At 54.9% G+C, this 21,950-nt stretch carries 18 protein-coding genes and 1 riboswitch; of the genes, 12 read left to right on the top strand and 6 right to left on the bottom strand.

Going from position 1 to position 21,950, the window contains the following annotated elements; genetic code table 11:
* Positions 1-48 precede the first annotated feature (48 nt).
* Positions 49-1,440 carry an aldehyde dehydrogenase gene (locus P40081_RS34495; protein ID WP_042140368.1) on the bottom strand — a complete coding sequence of 464 codons (1,392 nt, stop codon included), beginning with the start codon at positions 1,438-1,440 and terminating at the stop codon, positions 49-51.
* Positions 1,441-1,514: 74 nt separating this feature from the next.
* Complete coding sequence (locus P40081_RS34490) at positions 1,515-2,219, bottom strand: Crp/Fnr family transcriptional regulator (protein ID WP_042140367.1); 705 nt, start codon at positions 2,217-2,219, stop codon at positions 1,515-1,517.
* A gap of 144 nt (positions 2,220-2,363) precedes the next feature.
* Between P40081_RS34490 and hcp the strand changes: the two genes are divergently transcribed.
* Positions 2,364-4,016, top strand: coding sequence for a hydroxylamine reductase (gene hcp, locus P40081_RS34485; protein WP_156118753.1), 1,653 nt, complete (start codon positions 2,364-2,366; stop codon positions 4,014-4,016).
* A 504-nt stretch (positions 4,017-4,520) separates the two neighbouring features.
* Here hcp and P40081_RS34480 read toward each other — a convergent pair.
* A complete protein-coding gene (locus P40081_RS34480) occupies positions 4,521-5,489 on the bottom strand; it encodes an aldo/keto reductase (RefSeq protein WP_042140366.1) in 969 nt (322 codons plus the stop codon).
* Positions 5,490-5,494: 5 nt separating this feature from the next.
* Positions 5,495-6,424 carry a LysR family transcriptional regulator gene (locus P40081_RS34475; RefSeq protein ID WP_042140365.1) on the bottom strand — a complete coding sequence of 310 codons (930 nt, stop codon included), beginning with the start codon at positions 6,422-6,424 and terminating at the stop codon, positions 5,495-5,497.
* Between the two features lie 96 nt (positions 6,425-6,520).
* Between P40081_RS34475 and P40081_RS34470 the strand changes: the two genes are divergently transcribed.
* Positions 6,521-7,438, top strand: coding sequence for a DMT family transporter (locus P40081_RS34470; protein WP_042140364.1), 918 nt, complete (start codon positions 6,521-6,523; stop codon positions 7,436-7,438).
* Positions 7,439-7,505: 67 nt separating this feature from the next.
* Here P40081_RS34470 and P40081_RS34465 read toward each other — a convergent pair whose 3' ends face one another.
* Positions 7,506-9,131, bottom strand: coding sequence for a flagellar assembly protein A (locus P40081_RS34465; protein WP_042140363.1), 1,626 nt, complete (start codon positions 9,129-9,131; stop codon positions 7,506-7,508).
* Between the two features lie 102 nt (positions 9,132-9,233).
* A riboswitch (cyclic di-GMP riboswitch) is annotated at positions 9,234-9,327 on the bottom strand.
* A 519-nt stretch (positions 9,328-9,846) separates the two neighbouring features.
* On the opposite strand from P40081_RS34465, the gene biuH reads away from it, so the two are divergent.
* Genes biuH through atzF form a run of 8 tightly spaced genes read left to right on the top strand, consistent with a single transcriptional unit; the run spans position 9,847 to position 18,154 of the window.
* Positions 9,847-10,530: a biuret amidohydrolase gene (gene biuH / locus P40081_RS34460; protein ID WP_042140362.1), complete on the top strand. Its 684-nt coding sequence runs from the start codon at positions 9,847-9,849 to the stop codon at positions 10,528-10,530.
* Between the two features lie 54 nt (positions 10,531-10,584).
* Positions 10,585-11,598: an ABC transporter substrate-binding protein gene (locus P40081_RS34455; RefSeq protein ID WP_042140361.1), complete on the top strand. Its 1,014-nt coding sequence runs from the start codon at positions 10,585-10,587 to the stop codon at positions 11,596-11,598.
* 13 nt (positions 11,599-11,611) lie between these two features.
* A complete protein-coding gene (locus P40081_RS34450; protein WP_052422151.1) occupies positions 11,612-12,421 on the top strand; it encodes an ABC transporter ATP-binding protein in 810 nt (269 codons plus the stop codon).
* Positions 12,418-13,170, top strand: coding sequence for an ABC transporter permease (locus P40081_RS34445; RefSeq protein WP_042140360.1), 753 nt, complete (start codon positions 12,418-12,420; stop codon positions 13,168-13,170). The genes P40081_RS34450 and P40081_RS34445 overlap by 4 nt, the downstream gene beginning before the upstream one ends.
* A complete protein-coding gene (locus P40081_RS34440; RefSeq protein ID WP_042140359.1) occupies positions 13,170-14,240 on the top strand; it encodes a cyanuric acid amidohydrolase in 1,071 nt (356 codons plus the stop codon). Before P40081_RS34445 ends, P40081_RS34440 begins: the two co-directional genes overlap by 1 nt.
* Before the next feature lie 52 nt (positions 14,241-14,292).
* Positions 14,293-14,724 carry a cupin domain-containing protein gene (locus tag P40081_RS34435; protein ID WP_042140358.1) on the top strand — a complete coding sequence of 144 codons (432 nt, stop codon included), beginning with the start codon at positions 14,293-14,295 and terminating at the stop codon, positions 14,722-14,724.
* Positions 14,725-14,737: 13 nt separating this feature from the next.
* Entirely contained in the window at positions 14,738-16,375 is a 1,638-nt protein-coding gene (locus tag P40081_RS34430) for a PucR family transcriptional regulator (RefSeq protein ID WP_042140357.1), read from the top strand.
* A gap of 6 nt (positions 16,376-16,381) precedes the next feature.
* Positions 16,382-18,154 carry an allophanate hydrolase gene (gene atzF, locus P40081_RS34425; RefSeq protein WP_042140356.1) on the top strand — a complete coding sequence of 591 codons (1,773 nt, stop codon included), beginning with the start codon at positions 16,382-16,384 and terminating at the stop codon, positions 18,152-18,154.
* 474 nt (positions 18,155-18,628) lie between these two features.
* Here atzF and P40081_RS34420 read toward each other — a convergent pair whose 3' ends face one another.
* On the bottom strand, positions 18,629-19,729 hold the full coding sequence (locus P40081_RS34420) for an FUSC family protein (protein WP_042140355.1): 1,101 nt from the start codon (positions 19,727-19,729) through the stop codon (positions 18,629-18,631).
* 294 nt (positions 19,730-20,023) lie between these two features.
* Here P40081_RS34420 and P40081_RS34415 point away from each other — a divergent pair, with 294 nt between their 5' ends.
* Positions 20,024-21,148, top strand: coding sequence for an ABC transporter ATP-binding protein (locus tag P40081_RS34415; protein WP_171720783.1), 1,125 nt, complete (start codon positions 20,024-20,026; stop codon positions 21,146-21,148).
* A complete protein-coding gene (locus P40081_RS34410; protein ID WP_042140354.1) occupies positions 21,138-21,944 on the top strand; it encodes an ABC transporter permease in 807 nt (268 codons plus the stop codon). Before P40081_RS34415 ends, P40081_RS34410 begins: the two co-directional genes overlap by 11 nt.
* The last annotated feature ends 6 nt before the right edge of the window (positions 21,945-21,950 follow it).

The following is a 21,950-nucleotide window of genomic DNA, read 5'->3' as shown; positions in this document are numbered from 1 at the left end:
TCTTTTGCGCAAAAGTGGGGTAGAGGGCTATCCGGTCTCCTTAATCCTCTACTTCAGCAGCTTCCGGGCCAGCTTGACCTTATTGCCGTATGGCGGATAGACAATCCCGAAATCCAGTCTCGTGCTTCGCTTAACAATGCTCTTGCGGTGGGAGAAAAGCTCAAAGCTATGCTTACCGTGATAGCCGCCTATCCCGGAATTCCCCACACCGCCGAACGGCAGATGAGTGCTGGCTACATGGGAGATTGTATCATTCACACAACCTCCCCCGAAGGAAACGCTGCCCATCACCTGTTCCTCGACCTGCTTATCCTCAGTGAACAGATAGAGGGCGAGCGGCTTGGGGTGATCGTTGATACTCCGGATAGCTTCGCTAATCTGGCTGTATTCCATAATCGGCAGCACAGGTCCGAAGATTTCATCCTCCATCAAGGCATCGCTCCAGGAAGCCGGGTAGATCAGGGACGGCTCGATGTAGAGATCCTCCGGCACAACGCTGCCGCCCAGGATCAGCTTATCGCGGTCCTGCTCAAGCATCTTTTCAATCCGCCGCAGCTGGCGTTCATTCACAATCCGTCCGTAGTCTGTGTTATGCCGGATATCCGTTCCGTAGAATGCGGTGATGTTGTGTTTGATCCGCCCGATCAGCTCAGCTGCAACATCGCTATGGACCAGCAGGTAATCCGGGGCGATACAGGTCTGCCCGACATTAATCAGCTTGCCCCATACGATCCGTTTGGCCGCGGCCTCCAGATTGGCGGTCTTGTCGACAATGACCGGACTTTTACCGCCCAGCTCAAGGGTTACAGGCACCAGATTCTTCGCTGCCGCCTCCATGACAATTCTGCCTACAGGCACGCTGCCGGTGAAGAATATATAATCGAATTTCGCGTGAATAAGCAGATTTGTCGTTTCTTTCTCACCCTGCACCACCCGGATATATGCGGGGTCAAAGGTCTCCCGGATCATGTCTTCAATGACTGCCGAAGTAGCAGGGGTACTCTCGGAAGGCTTCAATACCGCGCAATTGCCGGCGGCAATGGCCCCGATCAGCGGCTCAATCAGCAGCTGGAACGGATAATTGAAAGGTCCGATGATGAGTGCAGTCCCATAAGGCTCTGCTAGAATGCTGCTCTTCGCCGGGAACATGTGCAGCGGTGATCTTACCTTAACCGGCTTCATCCAGCGCCGGAGATGCTTCATCATATAGCCGATGCTGTCCAGCGTAAATCCGATTTCGGTGGCGTACGCCTCGAATTCACTCTTACGCAGATCTTTATTCAAGGCGGCGATAATCCGGGGCTCGCTGCGCTTGATAGCGTCCTTCAGCTTCTGCAGCTGCTCCAGCCGGAAGCCGGGGGTTCTCGTGATTCCGCTGCTGAACCATTGTCTATGCTCTGCCAGCAGCTGGTCGATATGGGGGGCGGTTAACTGCAACATGCTTGCATCCTCCTCGGGTGAATCTATAGGGTTCGTCTAGTCTAGCCCGGTCTGCTCTGCACCGGGGACGTTCTTCACAGGTTGCCTGCTGAAGAGGGCAGGCTCAGGAGGTAATCATTCATCCGGCTGCGGTCCAGCAGTGTGATTTCACTGCCCTTGAAGTCAATCCAGCCCTGATCGCGCAGGAATCCAAGCTCCCGGGACAATGAAGGACGGGCGGTATTCAAATGCCCGGCCCATTCTTTGCGGCTGAAGGGAAGCTTCAGCGTATCGGAGGCCTGCTGCGTGCCCTGCTCCAGCAGGAAGTCTATGATCCGGCGCCGCAGCGGCCCGGCGGACAGGTTCTCGATTTTCCGGTTAACAAGCACCAGCCGTTCGGACAGATTCTCAATGAAGCGGGTGAGGATATCTGTGTCCGCAGCGAATATTCGCAGCAGCTCCTGCTTGCCGATGAACATCACCTTGCAGGGTCCCGTTGCTGTTACCGTGGCGGGGGCTACATTATCCCTGCGGAATAACACAGCCTCCCCGATGGTCTGTCCTTCCTTGAGGTGGGCGATGGTAACGCTGCTGCCGGTGGAATGCGTCTTCTGCACCTCGACCCGGCCGGAGAGCAGAATTCCCAGCCGGTCAGCCGGATCGCCTTCGGCGAGGATGATGGCATTCCTGCGGTAAGTGCTGACGGTATAGGCCAGCGTATGCAGCAGCAGTTCGATCTCTTCTGCGGATTTCCCGCGGAATAACAGGCAGGCTTGCAGCGCGGCAGGCTCCGGTTTCATACATTTCCTCCGAATTCATAATAATCGGTAACATCCGTTACCGATTGATAGACGAAAGTCTACTACAATTACTGGTAACTGTAAAGGCGGGACGCAGCGCTGTCCTGTCCAGCTATCCAATTCATAATAAGGAGTGAATGTGTAATGAGCGACATGTTTTGTTTTCAGTGCCAGGAGGCGGCCAAGGGGACGGGTTGTACGATTCAGGGGGTATGCGGCAAGACCAGTGATGTAGCCAATCTGCAGGATCTTCTGGTGTACACGCTCAAAGGCATTGCGGTGTTCGCACGCAGCGGCCGTGAGCTGGGCATTACCGATCCGGTGACAGAGAAATTTATTATAGAGAGCCTGTTCGCTACGATTACCAATGCTAACTTTGTTCCGGAATACTTCACTGCGAAGATCCGGGAGGGGCTTGCCCTGCGGGATAACTGGCGCAGCAGAATTGCGGATGCCGGAGTGATCGCATATTTGTCAGAACATGACGCAGCGCTATGGAGCGCCAGTACGGACGGGGAACTGACGGACAAGGCGGCAACCGTGGGTGTGCTTGCTACAGAGCATGAGGATATCCGCTCTCTGCGTGAGCTGCTCACCTATGGTCTGAAGGGAATGGCTGCTTACATGGAGCATGCGGCGGTGCTGGGATTCTATGAAGCAGGCGCACATGCTTTTATGGAAAAAGGCCTGACGGCCGTGCTGGATGATACCCTGAGCGGGGGCGATCTGACTGCCCTGGTCCTGGAATGCGGCAAGTTCGGTGTGGATGTAATGGCACTGCTTGACCGTGCGAATACGGCAGCTTACGGCAGTCCGGAGATTACCAAAGTGAATATAGGTGTGGGCACGAACCCCGGCATTCTGATCAGCGGACATGACCTCAAGGATATGGAGGAACTGCTGAAGCAGACGGAGGGGACAGGAGTCGATGTGTACACGCATAGTGAGATGCTGCCCGCCCACTATTACCCGGCCTTCAAGAAATACAGCCACTTCGTGGGCAACTACGGCAACGCCTGGTGGAAGCAGACTGAAGAATTTGACAGCTTTGGCGGCCCGGTTCTGATGACTACGAACTGTATCGTACCGCCAAAAGAAAGCTATAAGAACCGGCTGTACACCACAGGCAACACAGGTTATCCGGGAGTTCAGCATATTGCAGCAGGAGCAGACGGGGTGAAGGATTTCTCCGCTCTGATTGAGCAGGCCAAAGGCTGCAGCGCTCCGGTAGAAATCGAGACGGGTGAGATTATCGGCGGCTTTGCCCATGCGGCGGTCATGAATCTGGCAGATCAGGTAGTCGGGGCCGTCCAGAGCGGCGCAATCAAACAATTCTTCGTGATGGCGGGCTGCGACGGACGGATGAAGAGCCGAAGCTATTATACAGACTTCGCGGCGGAGCTGCCTGAGGATACAGTGATTCTCACCGCAGGCTGTGCCAAATACAAATATAATAAGCTGGCGCTTGGCGATATCGGCGGAATTCCCCGCGTGCTGGATGCCGGCCAGTGCAATGATTCCTACTCCCTTGTGGTCATAGCGCTGAAGCTGAAGGAAGTCTTCGGCCTGGACGACATCAACGATCTTCCGATCTCCTACAATATTGCCTGGTATGAACAAAAGGCGGTAATTGTGCTGCTGGCGCTGCTGCATCTGGGCGTGAAGAACATTCACCTCGGCCCTACACTTCCGGCATTCCTGTCACCTAATGTAGCTAAGGTGCTGGTAGACAGCTTTGGCATCGGCGGCATTACCACCGTACAGGAAGACATGGAGCGGTTTATAGCAGCGGTGTAACACAGAATGCTGATCGTCTAACCTGCGGCGCTATGTCTCACAAGACTATCGGATGGCCGCTTTTGCAGGGAATTTCCTGATTCATCCATTATCCGTGACAGAGATCCGGTAATATTCTAAAATCCTGCACGGAATACAACATTTTGCCCGTTAAACCGGCCTAAATCCAAAATTGTTGTATAAAAGGCATGAATTCTCCTGCTTCAGGCGGCTTAGCGGATCAATTCTTGTATTTCCTACAACAATCCTCCGCCACAACCGGCTATCTATGAATCAAAGTTGTAGAACGTACAACACTTATGTCTGCAATGCTTACTTCATAGTCTTCATTCTGCCGGCAACAAGACAAGTGTGAGGATCTGATGTATGCCGTATTCTGCAAGTCCCACCGCGGGCCGGTAACTTGTCTGGTGGTGACTTAAGCGGGGTTTGTCTATGTAACGCACAAAAAAGCGGGCCCACGGTATACCGGGGACCCGCTTTTTTGGTATGAGCCGGCTGCGGTTACGGCAGCCGGTAGACGGCGAACGGCTCCCCGCTGCGGAAGGCGGCGCTGGCCTGATCCAGCTGCTCAAGCGTTGCCGCATCCGGCCGGACGGAGAGACTCTGCAGGTTATGCTCCACCTGCTCCACCCGGGTGGCACCGACAATCACCGTGGAGACGGCCGGCCTGCTCATCAGCCAGGCCAGAGAGAGCGCCGCCGGTGAAGTGTCCAGCTCTTCCGCTATACTGCTAACCTGCTCCCCGAGCGAGATGCGTTCCGGGGTAAGGAAGCGGCGGAAATTCGGGTCGGTTTCCGCTCTGGAACCGGCAGGGGCACTGCCGGCATATTTGCCGGTGAGAATGCCGCCGGCCAGCGGGAAGTACGGGATGATGCCCAGTCCCTGGTCCAGACACAGCGGAAGCAGCTCTGCTTCAGGTGTGCGGTCGGCAAGCGAATAGCTGCACTGGATCGAGACGTATTTGGCCCAGCTGCGCGCTTCGCTGATGCCCAGCGCCTTCATCAGCTCCCAGGCAGCATAATTGGAGGCCCCGACATAACGTACTTTGCCCGCAGAGATCATATCATCGAGGGTGCGCAACGTCTCCTCCAGCGGGGTGTAGGGGTCGAAGGTGTGAATCTGATACAGATCTACATGATCCGTCTTCAGCCGCCGCAGGCTGCCTTCCAGCTCCTGCATCAGATGGCGGCGGGAAGAGCCGCTTCCGTCAGGCCCGTCATGCTTCGGAAGGCCGGCTTTGGTAGCCAGGACGGCCTCATGGCGTCTGCCCTCAAGCGCGAGGCCGATAATCCTCTCCGACTCGGAGCCGGCATAGATGTTGGCGGTATCGATGAAGTTGATTCCCTGATCCATTGCGGCATGAATGATACGGATCGAGGTCTCCTGATCCGCCCTTTTGCCAAATGAGTTAGTTCCAAGGCCCAGCGCAGATACCTGCAGGCCGCTATTTCCGAGACGATTATATTCCATATTAATCACTCCTTATCGGTATCGTTAATCAGGCCGGCTGCGGCCGGAGACGGCGGAGCGGCTTCATTGCCGGAGAACAGCTGCAGTGCAGTATCAATAAATAATTGAACGGCAATAGAGGTCTCCTCCAGGGAATGGACGGCGATATGAATGTCGCGGTAAGCATCAGGCGCCAGCTCCCGGACCACGACATTCAGCGGCAGCGACAAGAGGGAGAGCTGAGACATCACACCGACGGCGAGCCCCTCCCTGATCATATTCAGTGCGGTAATGTAGCTGTTGACCTCGTATTTCACATTCAGCCTGCTTCCGGCCCGGTTGAATAAGTCCACTACCGGAGGCTCATAGCCCGACCGGCAGAGCAGCATAGGCTGAGCTTCCAGATCCTTCACACAGATGATCTGCTTGTGCCGAAGCTCGTGATCCCCGGGCAATACGGCGTAGAGCTTCTCCTGGAACAGCGGCAGGGAGGCGAAACCTTCGACCGGCGGAATCATCAGGCCTGCGTCAATGAACCGTGATGCCAGCCAGTCCTTCACCTCGGCGACGGAACCTTCATATAATCTGATCTCAATTCCGGGGTATTTGGCAGTGATGGCACTGATAATCTTCGGGACAAAATAGGCAGCGGCAACCGGAAAGGCGCCGATGCGGATGAGGCCCTTCTCCAGGCCTTTCTCGGCGGCAAGCTCCTGATCTATCTTATCGAGGCCGCTGAGGATTCCGCGGCAGATAACCAGAATCCGCTTGCCGATATCCGTCAGCATCAATCCGCTGCGCCGGTCGCGCAGCAGCAGCTTCACGTCCAGCTCGGCTTCGAGTGCGGAGATGGCGCGGCTGACTGCGGGCTGGGTCATATTCAGCTCAAGACCTGCCTTGGTGAAGCTGCGGCTCTCAGCGATTAAGACAAATAGGCGAATTTGAGTGTTATTCATATCTAATCTGGTATGCCCCTCATGATTATAATTCATTTCAATTATGACTGAATCTATTGTATCATTTGGGAAGAAATCAGAACAAGAGGTGAACTCATGCAGAAGCGGAAGCAAACCATTGGCTTATTAGTGTTCCTGGTTATTGTCTGGGGCATCAACTGGCCGCTCTCCAAAATTGCCTTAACGTATGCCCCGCCCTTGCTGTTCGCCGGAATCCGAACGGTCATTGCCGGTATTATACTAATCATCGCGGCGCTGCCGAAGCGGAAGCAGCTGCATTTGCGCCAGCTCTGGCCCGTCTATCTGGTGTCAGCATTCCTCAGTATCGTCTTCTACTATGGCTTCCAGACGATTGGCCTGCAGTATGTGCCGTCCGGATTATTCTCGGCCATTGTATTCCTGCAGCCGGTGCTGCTCGGAATCTTTGCCTGGATCTGGCTGGGCGAGCGGATGTACGGGCTTAAGATCGCCGGCCTCGTAATCGGCTTCCTCGGGGTAGCCTCGTTAAGCCTTGGGGGATTAACCGGAAGTATCTCGCCTATAGGCGTACTGCTGGCCTTGGCCAGTGCACTCAGCTGGGCGCTGGCTACGGTCTATACCAAACGCAATGCAGCCAGAGTAGATATGCTGTGGATGACCGCGATGCAGATCATGATCGGCGGGGTAATCCTGCTGGCGGCAGGCTCAGCTTCGGAGAGCTGGGCGGATATTAGCTGGAGTAGTACTTTTATAATAAATACATTGTTCATCGCGGTCTTCGTGATTGCGCTGGGCTGGTTGGTATACTTCAAGCTGATCAATGAAGGAGAGGCCGGCAAGGTAGGCTCGTTCACCTTTCTGATTCCGCTGATTTCCATCGGCTCCAGTGTAGTCTTATTGCATGAACAGATTACGTTGAATCTGGTCATCGGTATGCTGCTGATTGTGAGCAGCATTATTCTGGTGAATGTCAGGCTGGGCCGGAATGCCGGGAGTGTCCTGCAGACCCCGGTACCCGGTCTGGGTAAGGAATAAACAAACGGCTGCTCCCTCAGAAGAGGGGCAGCCGTTTATGTTTGTCAGGGGTTACATTACAGCAGGCTTAGACCGTTTCTGCGTCCGCGTCCCGCAGGATCAGTTCTCCGCCGGACTCCAGGATACTGTTATGGGAACGGGCGATATTAATGAAGACATGCTCCTCCTGGAGCAGTTCAATGTCTTCACACAGATTACGCAGCAGCCGGGAGAAGCTGTTCAGAACACTGTCAGTGATAAACTCGGTGAACTGCCCCGGATGGGTAAAAACCTCCAGCATCTGCTTGAGCTGATCCGTACCGGGCTGGGGGGCCCCTTCCATGCACAGCAGTGCGGATTTAAGATCGCTAATCAGGCACTCTATATGGCTGTACTTATCCTCCAGCAGCAGCATAACCACCAGACCGTATTTCACGGATTGCTGGCGGGATTCTACATTCTTGGCCAGCAGCCGGGCGGCTTCCCGCAGTCCGCCAACTTCAGTCAGCAGAAGACTGGAGAAGCGGTGCAGGCGGTGCTGGTGTACCCCGGCAAGTCCGGTGTGCAGGCTGCAGCCGGTTACTTGACCGCTTATATAGATACTGCCTGTAGCCGTAATTGTAGATTGGCAGACGTTGCCGTAGATATACACATTCCCTAACGCCTCAATACACATAGGGCCTTCAATATCTGAGGGTACGACGATGTCACCTGCAAACATAATCTCACGGGCTGTTGCCGCCATTTCCTTGGTGATGAGGCATAGGTCCGGGAAATCGCAGGTTGTGACGCTGCCGGAGTCTCCGCAGATGCGGGGTCTGCCCGTACGCAGAGCCGCGATCTCCCCGTTTGGAAGCAGCCGTGCATTGTCTCCGGCTGCGAAATAAATATCCTGCGGTGGAGGTGGAGGCAAGATGCCTCCTTCTACGTCGAATCCGGGAATTCCCTCTTCGGGCGGCAGCTTGCGGGCGAATACCTCTCCCTCTCTGGCGAAGGGGGCTCCCGGAAACCGCAGATAATCTAAGGAATCTGCAGCTTCCGCAGTTCGTCCCTCCCGGAGCATTCCATTGCCTGTGAGCGTATGCTCCGGGAGGGATAGCTGCAGCCTTGATTTCTTGCCGGGCAGCGGGGCTCTCCCTTCTGCGATACAGACAGGGAGATATGTAGGGTTGTTCAGTTCGGCGTATAGGGCCGGGATATTCAGATTCCGCAGAATGGAGCGGTTATCCAGCGAAGAAAGAATCTGTTCTATGGTGAGCGTGGACAGCAGCATCGCCCGGTTAGGCTCAGCCCGGACTGCGGCTTCGAAGGAAGCCGGGCAATTGACCAGATTCCAGGCGTACTTCTCTGCACGGTACAAGGTGAAATGCACTTTGAGCTTGTCAGGTGAAACCGTAATCTGATACTGTGGCTTCTCGCAAATTTCCCAGGTAATATGATCCGCTGAGGTTACCTCAGTAGGCTCTGTAACGGTCTTCCAGTTGATCTTCAGCACTACAGGATGAACAGCGGAGATCCGGGCGGGCTTGCCGCCAGAGAGCGGGGGAGTAATGAAGATCTGATTATTCTGCACAAGGATAATTCCATCCTTATCTCCATTCATCCCGCCGGAAGTCCGGCCCTCCACAGAGAAAGAATCCAGGAATCCGGTCCGTTCAAGCATCAAGGATTCCACGAAATCATATCGGGTTGGTTCGATGAATTGCTGCGGCATTATCTTAACCTCGCTTTTTCGTATAATCAATGGCATTCGTACAGAAAAGAGCATCATAAAGCCTGGGGGATCTCCCGGTGACTGATGGCTTACGTGGTCTCTATTGGCAGCCTGGCGACCATAAACGCGGATTCTCAGCATTCTTAGGCCCATTGCTTTGCGTCCTACCCTTTCAGGAAGTTTGCCTTTAGAAATAGATCAATGATATACACTCAGCATGAGGCGATTTCAATCGACTGTAATCGACAAAAAAGGTCATAACTGGTTCCTGCGCTGCAGGAACTTCTGCAAACAAGCTTAATTCTAGTACTTAAGGAGCTATTTTTCAACTGTATTCTGCCAATTTATTAATAATCTTGAAATGTGCAGCTCTATATTGCTTGAAAAACTGGTTTCCCAGCGCTTACAGCTTATGGGAGGAGTCTGCTCTGCAAGAACAGCCGGATCTTTGAGCTGGAGAACGGACTGCTGCTGAGGCTGCCTGCGTTGGGCGGCTTTTTTTAATATATGAATAGGGTTAATCCGGGGTTTATATGTAATGTTTATGTTATATATGTAGAATAACACAAACAATTAGCGCATTATTTCGTAATAAAAACGAAGACATTGCAAATTTGTTGTAATATAATCTAACAAACAGCAGGAAATATAAAATTAATGTTAATAAACATAACATTAAATACATGCATTGAATTCTGGAAGGGGAGCATGAACCATGCAGATTACAGCAGCACCTTACACCTGGCCCTATGACGGCGTCCTTGATCCGGCGAAGACGGCACTGATGATTATCGATATGCAGACGGATTTTTGCGGCAAAGGCGGTTACGTGGAGCGAATGGGCTACGACCTCTCATTAACATCCAGAGCGATTCAGCCGATTGGGCGGCTGCTGGCACGCATCCGGGAAATTAACGGATTCACCGTTATCCATACCCGGGAAGGCCATAAGCCGGATCTGTCCGATCTGCCGGCGAATAAACGGTGGCGGAGCAGACAGACCGGTGCTGAGATCGGCTCGGAAGGACCGGCGGGACGGATTCTCGTACGGGGCGAGCGCGGCTGGCAGATCATTGATGAACTGGCACCTATACCGGGAGAGCACATTATTGACAAGCCGGGTAAAGGCAGCTTTTATGCTACGGACCTGGATTTAATATTGAAGAATAAAGGGATTACCCATCTGATTCTGACCGGAATCACGACGGATGTCTGTGTACACACGACGATGCGCGAAGCCAATGACCGCGGTTATGAATGTCTGATCCTGGAGGATTGCACGGGTGCTACGGATTATGCCAATCACCTGGCAGCGCTCAATATGGTCAAAATGCAGGGCGGTGTCTTCGGCAGTGTGAGTGATTCGCAAGCGGTGCTGAAGGCGCTGGAGCAATTCTAAATACGAATTACGAATGACCAGTATTCCAAATAACATCATAACGGGGGAATCACCATGTGGAACAAGTCCAGAACCAAAGCGCTTATCCTGCTCACTTCACTAATGCTGCTCATTACAGCCTGCGGCAACAATTCGGATACCGGCAAGGCTGAGGGACAGGGGGCGGAAGGCTCCGGTGAGCTTAAGAAGGTTGTTCTGAGGTTGAAGTGGATTCATCAGGCGCAGTTTGCCGGGTTCTATACCGCAGTTGAAAAGGGCTTCTATAAGGAAGCGGGGCTGGATGTGGAGATTCGGCCGGGAGGCTCGGATTTTCCGGCGGTACAGATGGTCGCTTCGGGCAGTGAGGAGTTCGGGGTAACCGGTGCTGACCAGATCATTATTGCCAGAGAAAAAGGCGTACCGGTTAAGGCGTTATCTGCGATATACCGCAAAACCCCGTTCGTAATGTTCACGCTTAAAGAATCCGGTATCACCACAATGGAAGATCTTGTCGGCCAAAAGGTGGGCATCAAGCTCGGCGGCAATGAAGAGCTGACCTTCCGTGCTATGGAGAAAAGCGCGGGCATCGAAACCTCGCAAATCGAAGAGATGCCGATCAAATATGATCTCAGCCCCTTATTGACCGGCCAGGTCAAGGCATGGCCCGGATATGTAATTAATGAGGTGCTGGCTGTGCAGGAGCAGGGCAAGGAAGTCAATATTATCGACCCGAACGACTATGGCATCAATTTCTATGCCGACACCCTGTTTACCACGGAGTCCGTGATTGAGAAGGATCCGGAAATGGTCCGGAGTTTCGTACAGGCCTCCATGAAGGGCTGGGATTATGCGATGGAGCATCCTGAGGAAGCGGCAGAATTCGGCCTGAAATACGGAGAAAAGCTTGATCTTGCGCATGAAATCAGCATGATGAAGGCCAGCATTCCGCTGCTGGAGCCGGAGAAGCTTCCGCTCGGCTCGATGGATGAGGCGGCGTGGGAGACGCTGCAGCAGAATCTTATCGATCTGGACTTTGTGAAAAAGCAGCAGGACATTGGCTCATTGTTCACCAATGAGTACTTGAATTAAGGAGGGAACCGGTATGACAACAGCGATGAAAGAACAGATGGATTCCGCCCCTGTGAAGAATCCCGGTACCCGGGACACGATGCTCTCCTTGCGCAATTGCTCTCTTTCCTTCGGCAATGTGCCTGTGCTTGATAATGTCAGTCTTGACGTATACCGCAATGAATTCATCTCCATTCTCGGACCGAGCGGCTGCGGGAAATCAACGACACTGCGGCTGATGCTGCGGCTGTTAAGCCCGGAAGGAGGCGGGGAGGTTGCCTATTCCTCCCCGGACCTGTCGCTGGGCATGGTCTTTCAAAAGCCTGTACTGATGCCATGGCTCAGTGCCCTGCAGAATGTCATGCTGCCCCTTGAGCTGGGCCCGAAGAAGAAATTCAGCAAAAAGGAAGCGCGTGAAAAGGCGGAAAGTGCCCTGCGGCTGGTCGGCCTGCAGGATTTCCAGAACCACTTCCCGCATCAGCTGAGCGGCGGAATGCAGCAGAGGGCGGCGATTGCCAGAGCCTTGGCCGCCGATCCGACCGTGCTGCTGATGGATGAGCCGTTCGGTGCGCTGGATGAACTGACCCGCGAGAAGCTGAACTTTGAGCTGCTGCGTCTGTGGGAGAGTCCGGAGACAAGTCTAAGCAGCATTGTAATGGTTACCCATTCTATTCAAGAATCCGTGCTTTTGTCGGACCGGGTGGTGATGATGTCACCCCGGCCGGCCGGGGTGACAGATATTATTCCGGTACCGCTGCCTTCACCGCGTCAAGCGGGAATGGAAGAGCTGCCGGAATTCCACCGGACCGTCAAGGAATTGAGAAAGCGGGTGAAGCATCTATGACAGCCAAACTCAAGGACAGCCTGTACCCGGTCACCTTTGCGCTCGGCTTCCTGATCTTGTGGGAGCTGGCCGTACGGCTCCTGTCGGTTCCGATGTATTTGCTGCCTTCTCCAACCCAGGTGGTCTCGGCCATCGACGGTTCGCTGTGGTCCCATACGCTGGTTACCCTGGGTGAATCCCTGACCGGATTCATGCTCGCTAACATACTCGGCCTGATTACTGCAGTTATTTTTGTTCATTCCAAGCCGATTGAGAAGGGGATGTTCCCGCTCGCTATTGCCCTTAAGACTACACCGCTGGTTGCGCTGGCGCCGCTGCTTGTCGTGTGGCTGGGGACCGGATATACCTCGAAGGTCATCGCTTCGATGCTGATCTGCTTTTTCCCGATTCTGGTGAACAGTGTCAAAGGTCTTAAGGCGATTGAATACGAGGCCTGGGAGCTGTTCTCCACCTATAAAGGAACCAAAAGCGAAATCTTCTGGAAGCTGCGGCTGCCGACCAGTCTGCCTTATATCTTCTCCGCACTGAAAATCTCGACCTCGCTTGCCATTGTTGGAGCGATTGTCGGCGAATTTGTCGGGGCCAATAAGGGGCTGGGTTATGTGGTGCTCGTCTCTTCCTATCATATGGATACTCCGGTGATGTTCTCGGCCATTATTGCTTCGGCGCTGTGCGGTCTGCTGCTGTTCTGGTGTATCGGGCTGCTGGAGAAGAAGGTTATTTTCTGGACAAGGAGCGATGATCTGTGATGAAATGCTCGGTGATCAAAATCCCTGCTGGTGCGCCGAATGACATGTCCGGCCTGCAGGCGGCGATAGAAGAGGGGCTGTTCCGGCCCGAAGAGGTTGCAGCTGTACTGGGAAAGACCGAGGGGAACGGCTGTGTCAATGATTTCACGCGGGGCTATGCCGTTATGGCGCTGAAGGCGTTCTTCGCCGGGGTATCCCAGGAACAGCGGCCTGCAGAAATATCCTATGTGATGTCCGGAGGGACGGAAGGTGTGCTCAGCCCGCATTTCACGGTAATTAGCCGCAGCGGCCAGGCAGAGACGGGCGTAAATGCTGATGGTCTAAAGTCACTTGCGGTCGGTACGGCCAGAACACGGACCTTCCGGCCGGAGGAGCTGGGCCGGCTCAGCCAGGTGGACGCTGTGGCGGATGCCGTGGCCCGGGCGGTCCTGGATGCCGGAATCACCTCGAAAGCGGATGTGCATTATGTGCAGATTAAATGCCCGCTGCTCACTGCAGAGCAGATGTATGACGCGCACAGCCGTCAGGTATCGCTCGTTACAGAGGATACCTATAAATCCATGGGATATTCCAGAGGTGCATCCGCACTGGGGACTGCCGTTGCCCTGGGTGAAGTGGAGCGCTCGACCTTAAGTGAAGAAGATATATGCGTGAACTGGGATAAATTCAGCGCTGTGGCGTCTACTTCGGCCGGAAGTGAGCTTGCCTACTGCGAAGTGATTGTGTTCGGCAATTCGCTGTCTGCGGAAGGCCCGTATCACATCGACCATGCAGTCATGAAGGATGCTATTGACGGCGCAGCGCTGCAGGGCCTGCTGGACCGGTATCCCGGTGAGGAGCTGGTGCAGGTGCTGGCCAAAGCTGAAGCTGATCCGGACGGAGTCATCCGCGGACGGCGCCATATCATGCTGGATGATTCGGATATCAATCATACCCGGCATGCGCGGGCTGTGGTCGGCGGTGTACTGGCCTATGTCGGCGGCGATCCGATGATCTACGTATCCGGCGGAGGCGAGCACCAGGGCCCGAAGGGCGGAGGGCCGGTAGCGGCTGTATTCCGCCGCAGATAGCGGGCTTTTTTCAACCTATACCTATAACTTATACATCATGGAGGAATGGATTATGCATACACAGGAAACGGAAGTGCTGACAGCGGCGGACATGACATGGGAGTTAATGCCGAATCATATTGAGCTGTACCACCGGGAGATCGTCTCGGCAGCGCAGGCGGACCGTCTGGGCATCCGGATGAGCTCGATTCTGTGGGAGAAGCTGGGTGTTGGCGGTCAGGTATTACCACACTATCATGATGTGGTGGAGATTATTCATATCACTGTGGGGGAGGTCAAGCTGCTGTGCGAGGGTGAATGGTACAGCTACCGGGCCGGGGATACCTTCCATGTACCTGCGGGTGTAGTCCACTCCGTTGCGAATGCGGGGGATTCGCCGTCTGAGCAGATCAGTATTTTTGTACCGGCCGAGGCGAATGTACCTGCGAACCATTTTTTTGGCACCACTCTGATCGAGGATGTGTATTCTTCCAAGCTAAAGTAAAGGCGGCGGAGCTATGGGCAGCAATGTAATCACCGGATTGAACTGCAGCGATATCCTGCTGATTCCCGATCTGAAGGAAGCGGTGGTCCTGGCGGGAGCCGGAGGTCTTGGGCGTTACATTAACCGTGTCAATGTGATGGAGGTTCCCGATGTGATTGACTGGGTCCGTCCGGGAGAATTTCTGATTACCAGCGGTTTCCCCTTCCACGGTCAGCCGGAGCTCATCACCGAGATTATTCCCCAGCTGAACCAGAAGGGCGTATCCGCGCTTGGGATCAAGACAAAACGTTATATTGACGAAATTCCGGCACGGGCGCTGGAGCTGGCGGATCAGCTTAATTTCCCGATCTTCGAGCTGCCGGCGGCTATCTCCTTCTCCGACGTTGTACGTGACATTATGGAACGGGTGCTCGTGCAGGAGGCCAGGGAGCTCTCCCAGCTGCAGAGCCGCTTCCAGAAGCTGTCCAAGCAGCTTCTGCATGGCGACGGCATCGAGGATTTCCTGCTGACGCTGGATGGTATGCTGCATAATCCGGTCGTGCTGCTGGATGATACCGATCAGGTCCTCTGTTCCCCGCAGGCAGAGGCGCTGGAGCTGGCAGAGCAGCTTCCGTTATGGATGCAGCTGCGCCAGGAGGGCAGTCTCGGGATAACCTTCCTGACGGTCGGAGAGCGGCGGATCCGCGCCTATGTATCGTCCGTCCATGACAAGGGAGTGGATCAATGCCTGCTGGTGCTGCTGGAGTGGAACCGCGAGCTGGCGGTTGTAGATCAGTTAACCATTGACCGGGTGGGGGTACTGGTCGGGCTGGAGATGATCAACGCCGGTGCCCGCCGGGAGGTTGAACTGAAGTATGTCGACCAGTTCCTGCAGGACTGGATCAGCGGCCGGATTGCCGCAGCCGAGGATTTGAAGCTGCGGGCCGAGGCCTGCGGCTGCCCGCTTCCTGAGCGTCCGCTGCGCGCCGTAACCGTCGGCTGGCTGGAGGAGAAGCCGGAGCTTAAGCAGCTGCAGCAAGCGGTGAAGCGGGTGCGGGCCCGGGGAGATCTTCAGCATGTGAAGCTTACGATCCTTGAAGGAGAATTGGTTCTGACGGTTCCGGAGCAGCCGGATATTCCATTGGAGGAAACGCTGGGACGACTGCTGGCTGAGATGAACCGGGTGTTTGCCAAGGAGAGCTGCGCCTTCTGCATCGGAGATCTTGCGGAAGGTCCCGACCAGGTGCGCTTCAGCTATGAGTCCGCCCGCAAAATCGCCCGTATCTGCGAGGTCAGCGGTTACAGCGGGGCTTATGTGGATTACCGGAAGCTGGGTGTCTTCAGGCTGCTGTACCATTTGCCGGAGCTTGCGGAGATCAGCGCGTACAGGGACCAGTACATCGTTCCGCTGCTGGAGTATGACAGCAAGCATGGCGTGTCTCTCGTGCAGACACTCCAGCTGTATTTCAAATGCAACCGCAACATCAAACGGACCTCAGCCGAGCTGTTCACCCATTATAATACGGTGACTTACCGGATAGAACGGGCCTGCGAGCTGCTGGGACTCAGCCAGAATGACGGTGACGATATGCTGGAGCTGCAGCTTGCGCTTAAGCTGCACGAGATGAGCAGCGGCCGCAGGGTACGTACGGATCCGCAGAGAAGGAGATGAAGCATCATGACGGCAATAACTGAATTTCCCGCCAAGCTGACCGCAGGCTGGCTGCGCGGGCAATATTTAAGCGGTGTGCTGGACCCGGAGGAGGTGGTCCGGGAGATCATCCGCCGCGCTGCACGCGACAAGGAAATGAACATCTGGATTGAGCCGCCTGCCGAGGCGCATATCCGTCCCTTTCTTGAGAGACTCAGGGAGCTGGACCCGCAGAGCCATCCGCTGTGGGGCATTCCGTTCGCCGTTAAGGATAACATCGATGTTAAGGGACTGCCCACAACGGCAGCTTGTCCTGAATATGCTTATCAGCCGGATCATGACTCTTCGGTTGTCGCAAGATTGGTTGCTGCGGGAGCCATTCCTCTCGGCAAAAGCAATCTGGACCAGTTCGCCACCGGTCTCGTCGGTGTACGCAGCCCTTACGGCGAGACGCATAACGCCCTGCGCCCGGAATATATCAGCGGAGGCTCCAGCGCCGGATCCGCCGTGGCTGTTGCCCGTGGCCAGGCCGTGTTCAGCCTGGGCACCGATACCGCCGGCTCGGGCCGCGTGCCTGCCTCGCTGAACGGGCTGGTCGGCTATAAGCCCAGCCTCGGCGCCTGGCCGGCGCGCGGGGTAGTGCCCGCTTGTGCCAGCCTGGACTGCGTCACCGTGTTTGCGCACAATCTGGAGGATGCCCTCGCGGTGGACCGCGCAGCGCGCGGCTTCGATGAAGCCGACCCCTGGTCGCGTTCCGTGAAGCTGGGGCCCGCCGCTCTTCCGGCGAAGCTGCTGCTTCCGGAGGCTCCGCCGGAGTTCTATGGCCCCCATGCCGAAGAATACCGGGAGGCCTGGGGACGGGCCGAAGCAGCCGTGCAGGCATTGGGGCTGCCGGTTGAACGGGTGGACTGTACGCTGTTCTCCGAAGCGGCAGCTATCTTGTACGAGGGTCCATGGGTAGCCGAGCGCTGGGCCGGTCTGGGTGAGTTCGTGGAGAATCACCGTGAAGCTGTGCTGCCGGTGACGGAGTCCATCTTGTCTTCCGGGTCGGCCGGGAGCCATACGGCCGCAAGCCTGTTCCAGGCCATGCACCGGCTGCAGCGCTATAAGCGGGAAGCGGAGCTGCTGCTGAAGGATGCCGTGCTGGTGCTCCCGACCTGCGGCGGAACCTGGACCCGGGAGCAGGTTGCCGGTAATCCGGTAGGGGCCAACTCCGATATGGGGCGCTATACCAACCACTGCAACCTGCTTGATCTGTCAGCCGTGGCGGTTCCTGCCGGGGATGCGGCGGAGGGCCTGCCGTTCGGCATCACGATGTTCGCTCTGGCGGACAGCGAGCATCTGCTGGCCGGAGCGGGCGCACAGCTTCTCGGAGAGAGCGGTCCGCCGGAAGGTGCTGCTGATGAGACGGCATCTCCGGGTATGATGACACTGGCTGTCTGCGGTCTTCATATGCGCGGCTTCCCGCTGGAGAAGCAGATGCTGGAGCATGGTGCCCGGTTCTGGCAGGAGGCGCGGACGGCCCCGTGCTATGAGCTGGTCAAGCTCCAGACGGTGCCGCCGAAGCCAGGCTTGCTCAGACAAGCGGCAGGCGGAGGCTCTGTCGGGCTGGAGCTGTGGCAGATGCCGGCGGCATCGCTGGGCGCATTCGCGTCGCTCATACCCGCTCCGCTGGGCCTGGGGCGGGTGGTGCTCGAAGACGGCCGGGAAGTGACAGGCTTCATATGCGAAGGCTATGCTGCCGCCGGAGCCGAGAACATTACGGCGTACGGGGGCTGGAGATATCTTCCTGTGAATTGAATAATGTCCTGTTGGAGCGCGCGAACGCCCCGCAAGCAGAAGTATTGCTTGCGGGGCGATTTGATATGCCTGACAAGCGGTGTAGATTCCAGGCTGCTCATGGGTTTTTTTGATATTCCGGAAGAAGGCAAGATAATAATTACGCAGTGCCCCGCCTTATGGTACATGCGGTATACTTTATTGCACTTTGTACAACTAAATCCTCTGATTTATAACCGATCATCTGTTTAGTTGTATTTCATACAATTAAACTGCTCTATATAGATTGGGTTTCACTCATTCGGGCAAATTTAGTTGTACAGAATACAGTTATCAGAGGAAAGCCATCCTTTTTGCTGTTTTTAATTGTACAGAATACAACTATCACGGAATGCTCACTTCGGTCTAAACTTCACATAATTGATGAATTGTTAAATTGTTGAATGGATCACTTGTACTAGCCCCCACCCCCCAAAAAAAAGGACGCTCCCCAGCTTATAGCTTATGGGAGAGTCCTTTTTGTATGAAACGTATAGCGCGCGCCGGTACAGCCTTGGCTGGTTGTGCTGCGGCTGAGATTGCCGCATAATCGGCACGTTCAATCTCTTCAAGAATCCGGTTCAGATGCGAGAACACCGCGCCAAGATCACGGAATGCGGCGAGCGGGCATTGGCCCTGCAGCTCAGAGAACCAGGCCAGCTGTACATCACGGGCGCGGCGCAGGCTCTCGGGGAGCGAACGCCCGCATTCCGCATCCGACAGTGTCCGGGTGCCATATAAGGCAATGCAGTCTGCCGTTGCCGTTACCACCTCTGTCATCCAGTCGGCTGCGGCATAGTGGGCAGGGAGCAGCGAGAGCTCTTCGGAAATTCCTTTGACGTAGGAATGCACCCTGCTGAGATGGGAGGTTGCCTGTGACAGCGTACCGAGCTCTTTGCGGCACTGGTAATGGGAGAGCGTGAAGTGCAGCTCCTTCTGCAGCTGCTTGCTCTTGCCCAGCAGTTCACCGGAAAGCTTAAGTGCGGTCAGCGCCTGTGCGGCATCCCGTCCCCCGGAAGTTAGACCGGTTAAGGCATCGGACAGTGTCAGGCTGCCCCTCAGTGCCAAGTCTTTGACCTTGACGAACCCCTTGGGCGGAACGATAATCATATTTATGATTAAGGCAATCAGTACACCGATTAAGGTCTCAGCGACTCTCCAGACGATATATTGGTCATGATAGAAGGTGAGCGCCAGGACGGAAGTGACACCAACCTGTGAAACGGCCTGGATATTAATCCGGCAGGCGGTGGCTACGCCTATGCCGAGCAGCAGCATCAGCAGAATCGAGAGCGCACCAACATCGAAGAAGCGGCCCACAACCAGGCTGGCGATTCCGCCTAGCACAATACCGAGCAGCCGGTACACCCCTTTTTCGAGGGAGGCTTTGACACTGCTCTGGGTGATAAGAATCGCCGCCAGCGGCGCAAAGTACAGATAACGGTCGCCATACAGGCTGTGTACCGCGAGCCAGGATAGTGATGCAGCAAGGGTAACACGTATCATATAAAGGGATAATCCGAACTTCTCAAGGCGGTCTTGTAACCCCTCGTTCATGGTAGTCATCTTCTTTCGCAAATGTAAGAAAAATTTTATGTTTTTCAGCCGTTTTCATTATAGCACCTCAAAACAGGCCCCGCCGGGTCCATTTTTTACGAACTTGTTAAGTTTCTGCAATGCATTTAATAATGTAAGCTATCGCATATATAGGATTATTCCTATATGCTATATATATTGAAGTCTGTCGAACATAGGGAGGAATTGTCGCTTATCCGCGCTGAGCATGCTGTTTCTGGATTGTCTCCCGCAAGAAGCGGGTAAAATAGGTTGTACTACATAAGGTAAGGGAGGTTGTTAGCTATAGCTACCCCGGAAGGCACTATTATTTCATTTGATCAGGTTATTAAGCAATATGACGACGAAGAGGCTGTACTCAAAGGCGTGAGTTTCGAAATTGAACGCGGTAAATTCTATACTCTGCTGGGCCCCTCGGGCTGCGGGAAAACGACCATTCTGCGACTCATCGCCGGCTTCGCCGAGCCGACTGAAGGTTCTATTTATCTGAATGGTAAAATCATCAACCACATTCCCGCCAACGAGCGGCAGGTTAATACGGTATTCCAGGACTATGCGCTGTTTCCGCACCTGAACGTATTCGAGAATGTGGCTTTCGGACTGCGGATTAAGAAGCTTAAGAAGGATGTTATTAATCAAAAGGTGCAGGAAGCGCTGCGCTTCGTCAACCTGGTCGGGTATGACCAGCGGGCCATTAATGAAATGTCCGGAGGACAAAGACAGCGGGTCGCAATTGCACGCGCGATTGTCAACGAGCCGCAGGTTCTGCTGCTGGACGAGCCGTTATCGGCACTGGACCTTAAGCTGCGCACGGAGATGCAGTATATTCTGCGGGAAATGCAGCAGCGGCTGGGCATCACCTTCATTTTCGTTACCCATGACCAGGAAGAGGCGCTGGCGATGTCCGACTGGATCTTCGTCATGAACGGCGGAAAGATTGAGCAGAGTGGTACGCCTAATGATATCTACGATGAACCGATCAACCGCTTCGTGGCGGATTTCATCGGCGAGTCGAATATCGTGCCGGGCGTAATGATTGAGGACTATGTGGTTGAATTTAACGGCCACCGGTTCGAGTGTGTCGATGCCGGCCTGAAGCCGAATGAAGCCGTGGAAATTGTGATCCGCCCTGAGGATCTGGAGATTGCCACCGTAGAAGCGGGCAAACTGAAGGTGCGCGTGGATTCCCAGCTGTTCCGCGGTGTGCATTATGAGATCAGCTGCTATGACGGCTCCGGCCACGAATGGCTGGTCCATTCCACCCGCAAGGCGGAGGTAGGCAGCGAAATCGGGCTGTATTTTGATCCGGAAGCGATCCATGTTATGCGTTTCGGCGAAACGGAGGAAGAGTTCGACAAACGTCTGGAGGCTTACGGCGAGGTGGAGAGCGATGAAGAGTAAGGGCAAGTCGTACTATCTCATCCCGTATTACCTGTGGATTGCGTTGTTTGTTATTGCACCGGTGCTGCTGGTTGTCTATTATTCCCTGTTCGATCTGGACGGGAAGCTGACGCTGGACAACTACGTCAATTTCTTCACGCCGGTATATATGAGAATGATGCTGAATTCCTTCTGGTATGCTTTTCTGATCACACTGTTCTCGCTCTTGGTGGCGTACCCGGCTGCTTATCTGCTAACGCGCACGAAGCACAAGCAGCTGTGGCTGCTGCTGATTATTCTGCCGACATGGATCAATCTGCTGCTGAAGACATATGCCTTCATCGGTATCTTCGGCACCTTCGGCCCAGTCAATAATTTCTTTGATCTGGTGGGGCTCGGGGAGCAGCAGATCCTGTTCACAGGCTTCAGCTTTGTGTTTGTATCGGTCTATATTTTCATTCCATTCATGATTCTGCCGATCTTCAGTGCACTGGATGAGATGAATCTGTCGCTGGTGGATGCTGCGCGTGATTTGGGCGCCTCCGGCTGGACGACGTTCCGGCGGGTTGTATTCCCGCTCACGATCTCCGGGGTCCGCTCCGGCTGTATGGCGGTATTCATTCCCGCGCTGTCGCTGTTTATGATTACGCGTCTGATTGCCGGCAACCGGGTGATTACACTCGGCACCGCTATTGAGCAGCATTTCCTGGTCACACAGGATTGGGGCATGGGCTCCACGGTAGCGGTATTCCTGATCGCCATTATGGCGCTGTTCATGATACTTACGGGCAGCTCGCGGAAAGGAGGGCGCGCGTGAAGAGCA

The sequence above is a fragment of the Paenibacillus sp. FSL P4-0081 genome (assembly GCF_000758565.1).
GTDB lineage: Bacteria > Bacillota > Bacilli > Paenibacillales > Paenibacillaceae > Paenibacillus_AQ > Paenibacillus_AQ phytohabitans.
Note: the sequence above shows the minus strand (reverse complement) of the source record. Positions and strands in the feature narration are given on the sequence as shown.